At 63.0% G+C, this 15,799-nt stretch carries 14 protein-coding genes; 3 read left to right on the top strand and 11 right to left on the bottom strand.

All coding sequences use genetic code 11. The features are described from left to right. Positions 1–102 precede the first annotated feature (102 nt). Positions 103–1,503: a glutamate--tRNA ligase gene (gene gltX / locus O4H53_RS04650; protein WP_269361706.1), complete on the top strand. Its 1,401-nt coding sequence runs from the start codon at positions 103–105 to the stop codon at positions 1,501–1,503. A gap of 117 nt (positions 1,504–1,620) precedes the next feature. Then, complete coding sequence (gene gltA, locus O4H53_RS04645; protein ID WP_269361705.1) at positions 1,621–2,916, top strand: citrate synthase; 1,296 nt, start codon at positions 1,621–1,623, stop codon at positions 2,914–2,916. A gap of 23 nt (positions 2,917–2,939) precedes the next feature. Here the strand turns inward: gltA and O4H53_RS04640 are convergent, their stop codons facing one another. Beyond that, positions 2,940–3,281: a hypothetical protein gene (locus O4H53_RS04640; RefSeq protein WP_269361704.1), complete on the bottom strand. Its 342-nt coding sequence runs from the start codon at positions 3,279–3,281 to the stop codon at positions 2,940–2,942. A gap of 133 nt (positions 3,282–3,414) precedes the next feature. On the opposite strand from O4H53_RS04640, the gene O4H53_RS04635 reads away from it, so the two are divergent. Beyond that, on the top strand, positions 3,415–3,726 hold the full coding sequence (locus O4H53_RS04635) for a hypothetical protein (RefSeq protein ID WP_269361703.1): 312 nt from the start codon (positions 3,415–3,417) through the stop codon (positions 3,724–3,726). Positions 3,727–4,341: 615 nt separating this feature from the next. Here O4H53_RS04635 and O4H53_RS04630 read toward each other — a convergent pair. The 10 genes from O4H53_RS04630 to O4H53_RS04585 all read right to left on the bottom strand — a co-directional run bounded on the left by O4H53_RS04630 (position 4,342) and on the right by O4H53_RS04585 (position 15,654). Further along, complete coding sequence (locus O4H53_RS04630; protein WP_269361702.1) at positions 4,342–5,118, bottom strand: enoyl-CoA hydratase-related protein; 777 nt, start codon at positions 5,116–5,118, stop codon at positions 4,342–4,344. A gap of 75 nt (positions 5,119–5,193) precedes the next feature. Next, positions 5,194–5,646 (bottom strand): cytochrome c-type biogenesis protein, encoded by a 453-nt coding sequence (locus O4H53_RS04625; protein ID WP_269361701.1) that lies wholly within the window; start codon positions 5,644–5,646, stop codon positions 5,194–5,196. Beyond that, entirely contained in the window at positions 5,643–7,610 is a 1,968-nt protein-coding gene (locus O4H53_RS04620; RefSeq protein ID WP_269361700.1) for a heme lyase CcmF/NrfE family subunit, read from the bottom strand. The genes O4H53_RS04625 and O4H53_RS04620 overlap by 4 nt, the downstream gene beginning before the upstream one ends. Positions 7,611–7,695: 85 nt before the next feature. Next, positions 7,696–8,268 carry a holin family protein gene (locus O4H53_RS04615; protein WP_269361699.1) on the bottom strand — a complete coding sequence of 191 codons (573 nt, stop codon included), beginning with the start codon at positions 8,266–8,268 and terminating at the stop codon, positions 7,696–7,698. Next, positions 8,259–8,870 carry a holin-associated N-acetylmuramidase gene (locus O4H53_RS04610; protein ID WP_269361698.1) on the bottom strand — a complete coding sequence of 204 codons (612 nt, stop codon included), beginning with the start codon at positions 8,868–8,870 and terminating at the stop codon, positions 8,259–8,261. Before O4H53_RS04610 ends, O4H53_RS04615 begins: the two co-directional genes overlap by 10 nt. Before the next feature lie 79 nt (positions 8,871–8,949). Next, positions 8,950–9,393 (bottom strand): cytochrome c maturation protein CcmE, encoded by a 444-nt coding sequence (gene ccmE, locus O4H53_RS04605; RefSeq protein WP_269361697.1) that lies wholly within the window; start codon positions 9,391–9,393, stop codon positions 8,950–8,952. 15 nt (positions 9,394–9,408) lie between these two features. Further along, positions 9,409–10,437: an N-acetyl-gamma-glutamyl-phosphate reductase gene (argC, locus tag O4H53_RS04600; protein ID WP_269361696.1), complete on the bottom strand. Its 1,029-nt coding sequence runs from the start codon at positions 10,435–10,437 to the stop codon at positions 9,409–9,411. A 38-nt stretch (positions 10,438–10,475) separates the two neighbouring features. Next, a complete protein-coding gene (locus O4H53_RS04595; RefSeq protein WP_269361695.1) occupies positions 10,476–11,285 on the bottom strand; it encodes a glutamate racemase in 810 nt (269 codons plus the stop codon). Positions 11,286–11,294: 9 nt separating this feature from the next. After that, positions 11,295–12,176, bottom strand: coding sequence for a lysophospholipid acyltransferase family protein (locus O4H53_RS04590; protein ID WP_269361694.1), 882 nt, complete (start codon positions 12,174–12,176; stop codon positions 11,295–11,297). 64 nt (positions 12,177–12,240) lie between these two features. Next, positions 12,241–15,654, bottom strand: coding sequence for an indolepyruvate ferredoxin oxidoreductase family protein (locus tag O4H53_RS04585; protein WP_269361693.1), 3,414 nt, complete (start codon positions 15,652–15,654; stop codon positions 12,241–12,243). Positions 15,655–15,799 lie beyond the last annotated feature (145 nt).

Raw genomic sequence — 15,799 nt, 5'->3', positions numbered from 1 at the left:
CGCACCGCACTGGATAGACAGGCAGCACCCTAGAGGCCCCGTGATGAACAAGAGATTAACACGAGGCTGAGCACGTCAGAATTTGTTAGGAAAACATCCCCCATGTCCGCCGAAGTCGTCACCCGTTTCGCCCCGTCTCCCACCGGTTTCCTGCACATCGGCGGCGCGCGGACCGCGCTGTTCAACTGGCTTTATGCGCGCGGCAAGGGCGGCAGGTTCCTGCTGCGGATCGAAGATACCGACCGCGCCCGTTCGACCCCGGAGGCGACAGATGCGATTCTGCAGGGTCTGGCCTGGCTGGGCCTGGACCATGATGGCGAGATCGTCAGCCAGTTCGAAAATGCGCCGCGCCATGCGGAAGTGGCCAATGCCCTGCTGGAGGCCGGCAAGGCCTACAAGTGCTTTGCCACGCAGGAAGAAATCAACGCCTTCCGCGAGGCCGCCAAGGCCGAGGGCCGCAGCACGCTTTACCAGTCCCCCTGGCGCGATGCGGACCCCGCCAGCCACCCCGATGCCCCTTATGTCATCCGCATCAAGGCCCCGCAGGAGGGCCAGACGGTGATCCGTGACCAGGTGCAGGGCGATGTGACCATTTCCAACGCACAGCTTGATGACATGGTGCTGTTACGTTCCGATGGCACACCGGTCTACATGCTGGCGGTTGTCGTGGATGATCATGACATGGGCGTGACCCATGTGATCCGGGGGGATGACCACCTGAACAATGCCGCGCGCCAGATGATGATCTATCAGGCGATGGGCTGGGATGTGCCGGTCTGGGCGCATATCCCGCTGATCCACGGGTCGGACGGCAAGAAACTGTCGAAACGCCACGGCGCTTTGGGCGCACAGGAATATCAGGCGATGGGCTATCCCGCCGCAGGCATGCGCAATTATCTGGCCCGGCTGGGCTGGAGCCATGGCGACGATGAATTCTTTACCGATGCCCAGGCGCGCGACTGGTTCGACCTGGACGGGATCCGCAAGAGCCCCGCACAGTTCGACCTGAAAAAGCTGGAAAACATCTGCGGGCAGCATATCGCGGTCTCGGATGATGCCGCGCTGCGGCAAGAATGTCAGGGCTACCTGGCGGCAGCCGGTCTGCCCCCGCTTGATCCCGATCAGGCGCAGGGTTTGGAGCGGGCCATGTATTGCCTCAAGGAACGGGCAAAGACATTGCCTGAACTCATTGAAAAGGCACATTTTGTTCTGACGCACCGTCCTGTGGAGCCGGACGAGAAGGCGCAAAAGGCGCTGGATGCGGAGACCCGTGGCTTACTGGCGGAATTGACGCCGCACCTGCAAGATGCTAGCTGGACCAAGGAAACGCTGGAAGAGGTAATGAACAGCTTTGCGGCTGCGCATGATACCAAATTCGGCAAACTCGCAGGGCCCCTTCGGGCTGCCCTTGCTGGGCGCGCGGTCACCCCATCCGTTTTTGACATGATGCTCGTGTTGGGACGTGATGAGACCCTCGCCCGACTGACGGATGCGGCGGCGTGAACAGGGTTAACCCCCTGGAAACGCCACGCGCGATAACACATCGGCAGGTCCTGTCTCAGGGCCTCGTCGTGACGGCGGGCAATACGCCCTGCCGCCAGCTCAAGGGGAAGGGACCGCATGACTGAGAGCACGAAATCCGCAACGCTGACCATCGACGGCAAAAACTATGATCTGCCGATCTTTTCGCCAACCGCAGGCCCCGACGTGGTCGACATCCGCAAGCTCTATGCGCAGGCCAATGTCTTTACCTATGACCCCGGCTTCACCTCCACCGCCGCTTGCGACAGCACCATCACCTATATCGACGGCGATGCCGGGATCCTGCTGCACCGGGGCTATCCCATCGACCAGCTGGCCGCCAAATCGCATTACCTCGAAGTCTGCTACCTGCTGCTATACGGTGAGCTTCCCTCCCCCGCAGAGCTTGAGGATTTCGAAAGCCGCGTGACCAACCACACCATGCTGCACGAGCAGATGATGAACTTCTTCCGCGGGTTCCGGCGCGATGCGCACCCGATGGCGGTCATGGTGGGCGTGGTGGGCGCAATGTCCGCCTTTTATCACGACAGCACCGACATCAACGATCCCTGGCAGCGCGAGGTCGCGTCGATCCGCCTGATCGCCAAGATGCCGACGATCGCCGCGATGGCCTATAAATACACCATCGGCCAGCCCTTCGAATATCCGCGCAACGATCTGGACTATGCGTCCAACTTCCTGCGCATGTGCTTTGCCGTCCCGGCAGAGGAATATGTCGTCGATCCGATCCTGAGCCGGGCGATGGACCGCATCTTTACCCTGCATGCGGATCACGAGCAGAACGCCTCCACCTCCACGGTGCGTCTGGCGTCCTCCTCCGGGGCCAACCCCTTTGCCTGTATCGCGGCGGGCATTGCCTGTCTCTGGGGCCCTGCCCACGGCGGCGCCAACCAGGCCTGCCTGGAAATGCTCAAGGAAATCGGCACGCCCGACCGCATCCCCGAATTCATTGCCCGCGCCAAGGACAAGAACGATCCGTTCCGCCTGATGGGCTTTGGCCACCGCGTCTACAAGAACTTCGACCCGCGTGCGACCGTGATGAAGGAGAGCGCGGACGAGGTTCTGGAACTGCTGGGTGTGGAGAACAACCCGATCCTGCAGGTTGCCAAGGAACTTGAGAAACAGGCGCTCAACGATCCGTATTTCGCGGAAAAGAAACTGTTCCCGAACGTGGATTTCTATTCGGGCATCATCCTTGAGGCCATGGGCTTCCCCACCTCGATGTTCACCCCGATCTTCGCGCTGTCGCGGACCGTCGGCTGGATTTCGCAGTGGAAGGAAATGATCGCCGATCCGCAGAACAAGATCGGCCGGCCGCGCCAATTGTACCTTGGCCAGACCGCCCGCGATTACACGGACATCGAAAACCGGTGATCCGACCCCGGCAAACGCCCCGTTCAACGGGGCGTTTCGCTTTGTTGCCCAAACGTAAACAACCTTCCCATCAGAACGGGAAGTTTTCGGGGTGCTGATCTTCGCCGGCGGATCAGCTGCCGGTTCGGCTGACCGCCAAGAATCACAACTTTCCCTTCCGCGCCCAAGAACCAAAGGCCGCTGAGCCTGCCGACTGTTTCAGCCGTCATTGCCCAATGCGAAACACCGGCCCCTGAAACATGGCTAAATTGTGGCATTGTTTCGCCCTTCCAGACAATCTGCGAGGTTGCTTGACCGCCCTTCAAAAGCACCGTTAACCTGTTGAGAAATGTAGCGAGGAGGCACCATGTCGCTTTGGTTTTCATGCGGGTCGATTGTGCTGGTCGTTGCCACACTGATCCGGACCACACGAACAGATCAGGCTTTGTTGCGGCCTGTTCTGGTCCCGATCCGTTACAAAACAGTTGCGCCCGGTCCCTTGCGGAAATGGAGGCCCACATGACAGATTGCCGCTCGGACCGCCCGATGGAGGGCAGATTGCGCTGGGACCGCGCGGCAGGCTTGTTGCCCACCGCGGCGCGGTCAGGACCGGGGCCGCAGGGCGCGCTGGTGCCCGCAGGCCTGCGTGACAACGATCAGATCGCCGTGATCTATGACAAGGGGCAGACCCCGCCGGAAATCACCATCCGGCAGGTGTCGGGTACGGTCCATACGGTTCTGGCGGATGGTGTTGCGGTCGCCGTTGTGGCCAGCGCCAATGGCCCCGCCCCCAGCAAGGACGATGTGCTGCTGGTGGAACGCTCGGTCTGACCGGCATCGCGCTGCCGGCGCGTTTCGCGTCAAACTTGAACCACCTGCTGATTTGCATCCATTTCATCACCCATCGGCTCGGAAGACCGACAGAATTCCGCAAGCCTTTCAACTGGATTGCTTTCGAACGGCAGTTCGTGGACTGCGCGGCGAAGGTCAGGAAAGAGCCCTTTCCTCTACCCTCGCGCGGAATCAAGGCCGCAGGCCGCCGCGCATCGCCGGGCCGTCCCCTGGCACGGCGATTTGGCTGCTATTATGCCTGACAGACGGGTAGAATGTGCTTGGCTGCCATAAAGTGCCAGTCACAGAGGTCGGATCGCCGCACCACGGCCCGTCGATGCGCGGCTTGACGTTTCGCAGCAAACGGCAGCAAAGTCCCGCACAGCAGACTCCCGATCTGGCCAGTCTGAATATCCACTTTCAATGTGGCTCATGCGGGCTGAGGATGTCGGTTTTGACTGCCCCGTTCTGATGAAAGTCGATGCCCAAGGCCGTCGATATGTGCACCCATCAGCAACTGCCTGAAGTCACGGATTTCAGATCAGGGGTGTCTCAAGGCTGATGCGAAAGACCGCAAAAGCCCCGGAGCCCACACCGGGCCACAGGGTCCGACATTCAGCGCCCCTCGAAGGTCGCCTTGCGTTTCTCGGTAAAGGCCAGCACCCCTTCCTTGAAATCACGCGTTGCGCCGCATTGGCCTTGCGTCTCGGCCTCCTGCGCCAGCTGATCTTCATAGGAATTGTCCCAGGTCCCCCGGATCACCTGTTTGACCCCGGCATAGGCCGCTGTCGGCCCCTGCGCCAGCTGCGCCGCGCGGGCCTGCCAATGGGCCGCAAAATCCGCATCTGCAACAGCTTCCCAGATCATGCCCCAGTCGTCGGCCTGCCGCGCGCTGATCTTGTCCGCAAAAAGTGCGGCCCCCATAGCCTTGGCCGTGCCCATGTTGCGCGGCATCACATAGGTGCCGCCCGCGTCGGGGATCAGGCCGATCCGGGTAAAGGCCTGCATGAAATAGGCGCTTTCAGTGGCAAAAACCACGTCACAGGCCAGCGCCAGGTTCGCCCCTGCCCCCGCCGCCGGTCCGTTCACCGCAGCAATGGTCGGCACCGGGCAGTTCACGATGGCACGCAGCATCGGCGCATATTCATCGCGCAGCGTGCGCTCCAGATCGACAGAGGCCGCGGTGGCCCGATCCCCCAGATCCTGGCCGGAGCAGAACGCCCTGCCCGCCCCGGTGATCACCACCACCCGCGCTTCCTTGCCGCCCTGGGTTGCGGCATGTGCAATCTCGGCGCGCATCTGCGTGGTCAATGCGTTCATCTTGTCCGCACGGTTCAGCGTGATCGTGGCAATGCCCTCTGCCACATCATAGGTGATCGTCTGATATTCCATGTTTACGGTATCCTTCGCTTGAGGCCTTTGCCCCTTGATACCAAAGCGGGTCACACGGACCAGCAAAACCGCACGTCAATCCTTGAGAATCTCGCGCAGCCGGGCCTCTTCCTCCGGGCTCAGAGGTGTCTCTCCGGCCTGGGTGGCACGCGACCGGCCGCGCAGATAGACAAAGCCGACACCCCCCGCGATCAGCAGCATCAGCGGCCCCGCCCCCCAGAGCAGCCAGTTCGCCCCCGTCACCTCGGGCCGCAGCAGCACATATTCGCCGTAGCGTTGCACGATGAAATCCACCGCTTCGGCGTCCGTGTCCCCGGCAACCAACCGCTCGCGCAGCAGGATGCGCAGGTCACGCGCGAGACTTGCGTTGCTCTCATCGATACTTTCGTTGCGGCAGACAAGACAACGCAGCCCCCTGGACAGGTCCCGCGCCCGTGCCTCCAGCGCGGGATCCTCCAGCATCTCATCGGGCTGCACGGCAGCCAGCGGCGAGGCCAGCAGCATCAGGATCAGGACAAGACGTTTCATGCCGCAGGCACCGGCGTGGCGCGGGTCTTGCGCGCGCCTGCCGCCACGCGGAAGCGCCGGTCGCTCAGGCTCAACAGCCCTCCCAGCGCCATCAGCCCGCAGCCGATCCAGATCCAGTTGGTCAGCGGCTTGACATAGACCCGCACGGTCCAGCCGCCATTGTCCTGCTGATCCCCGATCACCACATAGACATCCCGCGCGAGGTTGTAGTCGATGGCAGCCTCGGTCGTGGGCATACGGGCGACCGGGTAGAACCGTTTCTCGGGCTTGAGCTGCGAGATCACGCTGCCGTCCTTCGACAGGGTCACATCGGCCTGCGTCGCCTGATAGTTCGGTCCGCGTATCTCGTTCACCTCGTTCAGCGTCAGGGTGTAGCCGCCCACATCCCAGGGCTGCCCGATCTGGGCCACGCGGATGTCATCCTGTGTCCAGGCGGTCAGCCCGGCGATGCCCGCCATGGTCACGCCAAGCCCCGCATGGGCCACGGCCTTGCCCCAGTCCGCGCGCGGCAGCCGGCGCAGCCGCGCCCAGCGTCCCGCCCCGCGCCCCGTGCGCTGCGCCAGTTCGACAACCACACCGGCCACCAGCCAGGCCCCGAGGAACAGGCCCATCGGCCCCAGCAGGCTGCGCCCCGACTGCATCGTCCAGGCCAGCCCGCCCACCGCCAGCGCCAGCACAAAGGCATAGCGCAAGGGCCGGACAGCACGGGCAATGCGCGCCCGTTTCCAGGGCAGCACCGACCCCACCGGCAGGATCAGCCCCAGAAGCACCATGAAGGGGGTGAAAGCCGCGTTGAAGAAGGGCGGCCCGACGCTCAGCTTGCGGTCAAAGAACATCTCGGCCAGCAGCGGCCACATGGTGCCGACAAAGACCACGAAACAGGCCACCGCCAGCAGCAGGTTGTTCACCACCAGGGCAGATTCGCGGCTGACCAGTCCAAAGACGCCCTTGGCCTCCATCGCGCCCGCGCGCAGGGTGAAGAGGATCAGCGCGCCGCCCATGAAAAAGGCCATGATCGCCAGGATGAACACGCCGCGTTCGGGATCGTTGGCAAAGGCATGAACAGAGGTCAGAAGCCCCGAGCGCACGATGAAGGTGCCGATCAGCGAGAATCCGAAGGCGAGGATCGCCAGCAGGATCGTCCAGCTTTTCAGGCTTTCGCGTTTTTCCACCACGATGGCCGAATGCAGCAGCGCCGCCGCCAGCAGCCAGGGCATGAAACTGGCGTTTTCCACCGGGTCCCAGAACCAGAAACCGCCCCAGCCCAGCTCGTAATAGGCCCACCAGGACCCCAGCGCGATGCCGATGGTCAGGAAGATCCAGGCCGCCAGTGTCCAGGGCCGCACCCAGCGGCCCCATGCGGCATCCACCCGCCCCTCGATCAGCGCCGCCACGGCAAAGCTGAACGCCATGCTGAGGCCCACATAGCCAAGGTAGAGGAACGGCGGATGAAAGGCCAAACCCGGGTCCTGCAGCAACGGGTTCAGGTCACGCCCGTCAAAGGGCGGTGTCTCCAGCCGCAGGAAAGGGTTGGAGGTGAAGATGATGAAGGCGAAGAACGCCACCGCGATGGCCGATTGCACCGACAGCACCCGCGCCCGCAGGCTGGGCGGCAGGTTGCCCCCGAACCAGGCCGCCATGGCGCCGAACAGCGTCAGGATCAGCACCCAGAGCAGCATGGAGCCCTCGTGATTGCCCCAGGTGCCGCTGATCTTGTACAGCATCGGTTTCGCCGAATGGCTGTTCTCGACCACCAGCTTCAGCGAGAAATCGGAGTTGATGAAAGCCCACATCAGCGCGCCGAAACTCAGTGCCGTCAGGGCAAACTGCGCGCCTGCCGCCGGTTCCGCCACCGCCATCCAGCCGGGCCAGCGTTTCTGCGCCCCGATCAGGGGCACGATCATCTGAACGATCGCCACCGCAAAGGCGAGGATCAGCGCGAAATGTCCGAGTTCTGTGATCATGCCCCGATTATAGGCGGGGGCCGGGGCACCCGCCACGGGATTCTGTCACAATCGGCGCATCAAAGCGTCGCAGCCTGCGCAACTGTCAGGCCGCGCGCTTCCAGGCCTCCAGCGCCGGGTTGCTGTCGGGTGTGATCACCGCCAGGGAAAGGCCCGCGTCATTGCCGGTTTCTGCCGCCCGCGGGCTGTCGCTGCGCAGGGCCTTGATGGCGCTGATGTTCTCCAGCACCTGGGGCAGCCGGGTGACCGTGCCTGCAATCTCGCGCTGGAACTGCTGGGCTTTGACCTGATGGCGTGCCCCGAAATAGAAGGACACGATCACCCCCAGCAACCACCACAGCGGCTCCGGCACCAGGGCGATGCCCTGCATACGCTCTGAAAACCACAGCGGATCAACCATGGCCGAGACGAACAGCCCCATCGTCCCCAGCGCCAGCGCCGGGCGTGGCAGGCGGTTCAGCCCATCCATGAAACGGTCAAAGCCGCCCTGCCGCGCCACCGCGAATTCCGCGCCATATTGCGACATCGCCTGCCCCTGCGCCGCCGCGGCCCGCACCGCCCCCGCCTCTGCGTTCTCGCGAAAGACTTCCACGGTTTCGCGCACCACGTTACGCTCGCCCCCGAACATCGAGCCAAAGATGCGTCCGATTATCCCCATGCCGAGATCCTTTGCCGAAATGCCGCCGTGCTGAGATGATACTGCGGCGAGATGAATTCCTCGGCCCGGAGGATCCAGCCGCCCTTGCCGCCCGCCCGGTTGCGCGCATATTTGCGGCTGGCCGGGCGGCGGTCTGCCAGTCTGAAATAATAGTTCCGGCGCGCGATCCCATAGGCATCGACAAAGGCATCAGCGCCCCGCCGCATGGCCCCGCGCACCGCGCCGATGCTTTGCGGCCCCAGCGCGCCATCAACCACCACGTCATATCCCATGTCGCGCAACAGCCGTTGCAGGATCTTCACCGCATTGGCCCCCGCGTTGACATACATGTCAAAGACACTGGGTTGCAGGATGCCGGGCAATTCCCCGATCAGCGGCCTTTCGAAATAATGCCGGATGAAGATATCGACGGCCTGCGCGCGGGTCAGGCTGCGCACATCGCTGACGTCGACCTGCCCGTCCCCGGTCAGGTCCAGCCCCAGCCGCCGCATCGTGTGGATTGTCACACCAAAGTTCGTGGCCCCGCCCGGATCGTCCGGATCATTCACGAATCCGCCTTCCCGCGCCACGATGGCCTCGGCGATCTGCCTGACCGTCTGCATTGCTGCTGCTCCTTGCCCGTTGATCGGGGCAAAGACTGCTCAGAGAATGGTTAACAGATCTGGCGGCAGCGCGCGTTGCTCAGCCTTCGGGGTCCTTGTAGACGCCCTGCGCCTTGAGCGCGTCCACGACCTCTTTCGGCATGTAGGTTTCATCGTGTTTTGCAAGGATTTCAGTGGCTTCGAAAACACCGTTGATGTAACGGCCGGTGCCGACCATACCTTGATTTTCCGCAAAGAGATCCGGCAGGACACCGCTGAAGGTCACCGGCACCGTGGCCCCGCCATCGGTCACGTTGAAGCGCACGACCTCACCATCGCCGCGGATCAGACTGCCCTCTTCCACCAGCCCGCCGATGCGGAACACTTCTGTCGGCGCGGGCGGTTCCGCCATCACCTGAGAGGGCGCGCGGAAAAAGTTGATGCCGTCGCGCATCGCATAGCCGATCAGCGCAGTGGCGGCGACCAGCGCCACCACCGCCACGGCGATCACTTGAATACGGCGTTGCTTTTTCAGGCTTTTCATCGGCTTAGCATGGCCTCACGGGAACAGGGGCGCCATCATCAGCCCCTCGGTCTCTGCAATACCTAACATCAGGTTGGCGTTCTGCAATGCCTGCCCGCTGGAACCCTTTGTCAGGTTGTCCAGCGCCGCGATGACAATGGTGCGCCCTTCGATCCGGTCCGCCACCACGCCGATATGGCAGAAGTTCGAGCCGCGAATATGCCTTGTGCTGGGGGCCTCGCCCAGCGGCAGAACCTCGATGAACGGCTCGGCCTCATAGGCATTTTTCAACGCGTCATGAATGGCTTGCGCCTCACCTTTCACGTAGCATGTCGCGAGGATACCCCGATTTGCCGGGACCAGATGCGGCGTGAACTGCACCTTCACGGGCCGCCCCGCAAGCGCCGAAAACTCCTGATCGAACTCGCCCAGGTGCCGGTGTGTCCCGCCCACCGAATAAGCGTGGTAGCCTTCGGACAATTCCGCGTGAAGCAGGTTTTCCTTCAGCGACCGGCCCGCGCCCGACACCGCGCATTTCAGATCCAGGATGATCTCATCCAGGTCGATCACCCCGGCCTCGATCAGCGGGCGCAGGGCAAACTGCCCCGTGGCCGCGTTGCAGCCCGTGCCCGCCACCAGCCGCGCGGCGGCGATCTCCTTGCGGTAGAATTCGGTCAGCCCATAGACCGCCTCCTCCTGCTGCGCCAGCGCGGCATGGTCGTTGCCATACCATTTCTTGTAGGCCGCCGGATCGCGCAGCCGGAAATCCGCTGACAAATCAACGATCTTGCGGTCTTTCGGCAGCGCCGCGATCACCTCTTGCGAGGTCTTGTGCGGCAGGGCGCAGAAACACAGGTCGATGTCGGAAAAGTCGATTTCCTCGATGGTCACCAGGGCGGGCAGATCAAGGTGGCGCAGGTGCGGAAACACTTCTGCCATGCTTTGCCCGGCCTTCGAGTTCGCACCCAAGGCCTTGATTGTCATGGAGGAATGTCCGGCGATCAGCCGGATAAGTTCAGCACCGGTATAGCCGGATGCGCCAAGAATGGCGATGTTATGGGTCATGTCGTGGTCCCTCTTGCAGGGGATGGAATATCGGGGGTTCAGGCGGCGGTAAATGTGATCGGTCGTCGCAGGAACTGGGTCGCGCGGGCGCTCACCTGCTTGGGGTCACCCGTTGTCAGAAAGGCCCGTTCGCCCGTGCCCAGCATGTTGGGATGCCGGGTCAGGTAATCGGCCAGGCTTTCGGCCACCAGATTGGCCTGGCTGAACACCTGCACATCGGCGCCCAGGGCATCCTGAAAGGCATCCTGCATCAGCGGATAATGGGTACAGCCCAGAATCGCGGCCTGCGGATGCGGCATCTTGCGTTTCAATGCATCCACATGGCTGCGCACCAAGGCTTCTGCCAGGATGAAATCACCCTCTTCGATGGCATCGACCACGCCGCCGCAGGCCTGCGCCTCCACGTCCACGCCGATGGCGCGGAACGACAATTCGCGCTGAAAGGCGCGGCTGGCGACGGTTGCGGGCGTGGCAAAAAGCGCAACATGGTTCAGCGCCACTTCGCGCGGCGGGGAGTTGTCGCCCCATTGCCGTTCGGTCAGCGCCTCGATCATCGGGACAAAGACCCCAAGCACACGCTTGTCCGTGGGCACCCATGATTCCTGCATCCGCCGCAGCGCTGCGGCAGAGGCCGTGTTGCAGGCCAGAACCACCAGATCGCAGCCCGCATCGAACAGGCGCTGCACCGCCGCCGTGGTCAGATTGTAGATGTCATCAGACGTCCGCACGCCATAGGGCGCATGGGCGCTGTCGGCGATATAGGTGAAATCCACCTCAGGCAAACGCGCCTGCACCGCCTGCCAGACGGTCAGACCGCCCAACCCACTGTCAAAAATGCCAACCGCCATGTCGTCCCTTCAGGCGCGATGCCTTGCTTCGAATTCATAGCCCAGTTCATGCGCATGAACCGGGTTCGGGGACAACTCATATGTCGCTTTGCGGAGGAAATCCATCATCGCTTTTGCATCGCCGCGCAGCGGGTCCAGAAGGTCACGCCCCAGCGGCGCGCCGATGGCGACACGCACCGGCGTATCCACGCGTTTGCTGAACTCCTTGATCAGCAGACCCATGCGCAAAGTGGCGTGCAGATGGCTGGCAATCTGGAACATCCGGCTGCACTGGCCGTCGAAAAAGACCGGCACGACAACCGCATCGGATTTGGCGATCATCCGCGCGGTAAAGCTGCGCCAGCCGGGGTCCAGCGGCCGCGAAAAGGGTCTGGCCGCCGTGCTGACGGTGCCGCCGGGAAAGATGCCGATGGTGCCGCCCTGCCCCAGATAGTCCAGCGCGGCCTTGCGGGTCGCCAGGTTCAGCGCCAGCGCCTCCCTACCGGGTGCAAAATCAATCGGCAGCAGATGGCGGTTCAGGTCCGGCGCACGGTTGAACACCGCATTGGCGAGGATCCTGAAATCCCCACGGCTGCGCGACATCATATGGCCCAGCATCAGCCCGTCCAGAATGCCATAGGGGTGATTGGCGATAAAGATCACCGGCCCGCTGCGCGGAATCAGGTCCAGACTGCCCGCCACCACATCGAGCGAGAGCCCGTAGCGCGCCGCCATCACGTCGAAAAAACATGCCCCCGCGCCGATCTCGTCCTCGTAGCCCGCCGCACGCCTGATCAGGCGCAGCCGGCCGGTGGAATTTTCCATCAACCGGATCAGCGCACGCCCCCCGCGGCTTTGCGCGGACCATGCGTAGGATATGTCACTGGCCCGGTCCGGTCTCAGCTTGGGCATCGCGGCTCCTGAACGACGGTCACGGCGCATCAGATAGCGGCGAAATGCAACAGTCGCGTGACAGTTACTCCGCCGCCTTTGCGGCTTCCGCCCCGCCGGACCGGATCACCGCCAGCAGCTCCTCGCGCCGTTTGGCGGCCTTGGCTTCATTGGCCTGTTTGACCGGGCCGAAGCCTCGGATCTGCAGCGGCAGTTCGGCCAGCGCCACGATGGCATCGCGGGTCCGGTCGGTCAGCCGGGGCAGCACATCGGCCATATCCCCCTCATACTGCTTGATCAGCGCGCGCTCCATCCTGCGCTCGGCCGTATAGCCAAAGACATCCAGCGGCGTGCCGCGCAGGCGCTTCATGCCCGCCATCATCCGCAGCGGTCTTTCCAGCCACTGGCCGAACTCACGCTTCACCGGGCGGCCGTCCGGCCCCTGTTTCGAGATGATCGGCGGGGCCATGTGGAAGGTCATCTTGAAATCACCGTCGAACTCAGCGGCGGCCTGTTCCCGGCTGCGCAGCAGCAGGCGGGCGACTTCGTATTCATCCTTGTAGGACAAGAGCTTGTGATAGCCCAGCGCGACCGCTTCTTTCACCCTGGGGTCACTGATCTGGTCCAGCATCTTGCCATAGCGTTTGGCCAGCCCCTTGCCCTGATAACCGGTCAGATGCTCCTTGCGATAGGCGATCCTGTCGTCCAGCGATTTGGGCAGCGACACGACCTTGGGCGTGATCACCGCCGCCGCATCCTCGGGATAAAGCACCGCCCAGCGCCCGATCTCGAAGGCGCGCAGGTTGCGTTCGACCGCGGCACCGTTCAGGCGGATCGCCTCCTCGATGGACTCGAAGCTCAGCGGGATCAGACCCTTCTGCCAGGCGCCACCAAAGACCATCATGTTGGAATAGATGCTGTCGCCCAGCGCCGCCTTGGCAAGATCGGAGGCATCGAACAGCGCCACATCCTGCTTCAGCCGCGCCTCCAGCGCCAGGGTCAGCCGGTCATAGGGCATCTGGAATTCGGTATCGCGGGTAAATTCGCCGGTGATGATCTGGTGCGAATTGACCACCGCACCAGTGCGCCCGGCGCGCGTCAGCCCCAGCGTCTTGTTGCCCGCCGAGACAACAAGGTCGCCGCCGATCAGGGCATCGGCCTCGCCGGTGGCGACACGGATGGCGCTGATGTCTTCAGGCCGCTCGGCGATGCGGCAATGGATGTGGACCGCGCCGCCCTTCTGGGCGAGGCCCGCCATTTCCATCATGCCGGCCCCCTTGCCATCAAGCTGCGCCGCCTGCGCCAGAACCGCACCGATGGTCACAACCCCGGTGCCGCCGACCCCGGTGACCACAACGTTATGGGTGCCCTTGATCACGGGCAGATCGGGTAAAGGCAGATCGGGAATGTCGATTTTGGTGGTGGGGTCCTTGCGTACCTTGGCCCCTTCCAGCGTCACGAAAGACGGGCAGAACCCTTTGACGCAGGAGAAATCCTTGTTGCAGGACGATTGGTCGATGGCGCGCTTGCGGCCCAGTTCCGTGTCCTGGGGCACGATGGAGACACAGTTCGACTGCACGCCGCAATCGCCACAGCCCTCGCAGACATCCGTGTTGATGAACACCCGCTTGTCCGGGTCGGGGAACAGCCCCCGCTTGCGGCGGCGGCGTTTCTCGGCGGCGCAGGTCTGGATATAGACGATGGCCGAAACGCCTTCGATCTGTTCGAACTGCTTTTGCACCTTCATCAGTTCGGCGCGTTCATGCAGCGGCACCCCCTTGAAGGCGGCAAAATCCACGTCTTCTTTCTCGTCATAGACCACGGCCAGGTGCTTGACCCCCATGGCGCGCAATTCGGCCACGATGCGCGGCGCATCCAGGTCGCCCTCATTGTGCTGGCCACCGGTCATGGCCACCGCGTCATTATAGAGGATCTTGTAGGTGATATTGGTCTTGGCAGCGATCGCGGCACGGATCGCCTGCACACCGGAGTGGTTGTAGGTGCCATCGCCGAGGTTCTGGAACACATGCTTGCGGGTGGAAAACGGCGCCTCGCCGATCCAGTTCGCGCCCTCGCCGCCCATATGGGTAAAGCCGGTGGTTTCGCGGTCCATCCACTGCACCATGTAGTGACAGCCGATCCCGGCATAGGCGCGCGCGCCCTCGGGCAGCTTGGTCGAACTGTTGTGCGGACAGCCCGAGCAGAAATAGGGTGTGCGCGCTGCGATATCCTCGGCGTTGTCGGCACGGCGCGCATCGTCGAGCGATTGCAGGCCGGCGCGGATGCCATCGGTGTCGCGGCCCTCTTCCAGCAGGATGCCGCCCAGCTTTTCCGCAATCCAGATCGGGTCCAGCGCACCCCGTGTCGGGAAAAGCTCCTCGCCGTGCTCCATCCCCGCGCCGGACTTGTGCCAGCCATAAACGCGGCGGTGGGTGTCGTTGAACAGCGCCTCCTTGATCTGGATCTCGATCAGCTTGCGCTTTTCCTCGACCACCACGACCAGATCCAGCCCCTCTGCCCAGTCATGAAACCCATGCATGTCCAGCGGAAAGGTCTGCCCGACCTTGTAGAGCGTGATGCCCAGCCGCTCCGCCTCGTTCTGGTCGATGTTGAGCAGGCTCATGGCGTGGATCAGATCAAGCCAGTTCTTGCCCGCCGCGACAAAGCCGATCTTGGCCCCGCGCTTGCCCCAAAGGCGTTTGTCCATCTTGTTGGCATGTGAAAAGGCTTCCGCCGCAAAACGCTTGTGGTCGATCATCCGCGCCTCTTGCAGATGCGGCGTGTCCTGCAGACGGATGTTCAGCCCGCCCTGGGGCAGGTCGATCTCCGGCACCGCCAGCTGCATGCGATGCGGATCGCCGTTGACGACAGAGGTCGCCTCCACCGTGTCCTTCATCGTCTTCAGGCCAACCCAGAGACCGGAAAACCGGCTCAGTGCCCAGCCGTAGATGCCGTAATCGAGTATTTCCTGCACCCCGGCAGGCGAGACCACGGGCATATAGGCATCCACCATCGCCCATTCGGACTGATGCAGCACGGTGGAGGATTCACCGGTATGGTCATCGCCCATCGCCATCAGCACGCCGCCGTGCTTGCTGGTGCCCGCCATATTGGCATGGCGCATCACGTCGCCCGACCGGTCCACGCCCGGCCCCTTGCCATACCAAAGCCCGAATACGCCGTCGTATCTGCCCTCACCGCGCAGTTCCGCCTGCTGGCTGCCCCAAAGCGCCGTCGCGGCCAGATCCTCGTTCAGACCCGGCTCAAAGCGGACCTGATGTTCCGTCAGCACCTTCTCGGCCCGTGCCATCTGCAGGTCCACCGCCCCTAGCGGGCTGCCGCGATATCCGGTCACGTAACCCGCGGTATTCAGCCCCGCCGCCTTGTCGCGCGCCGCCTGCATCAGCATCATCCGCACCAGCGCCTGCGTGCCGTTCAGGAGCACAGGGCTCTTATCAAGGTCGAAACGATCGTTGAGTGAGATTTTCTGCGTTGTCATGGCGTCCTCCCAGAACGTCGGTTCGCGTGATACGGGATACATAGGTCATTAATGCTGACCTGTATAGCGGGTTTTTTGCCGTATCTCCGCAATATTCCAACTGTGAGACTTTATCTTATATCTATTTAGGATAGAGACAGACAAA

The sequence above is a fragment of the Sulfitobacter sp. G21635-S1 genome, assembly GCF_027213915.1.
Classification (GTDB): domain Bacteria; phylum Pseudomonadota; class Alphaproteobacteria; order Rhodobacterales; family Rhodobacteraceae; genus Sulfitobacter.
This window is presented reverse-complemented; position numbering and strand designations above follow the sequence as displayed.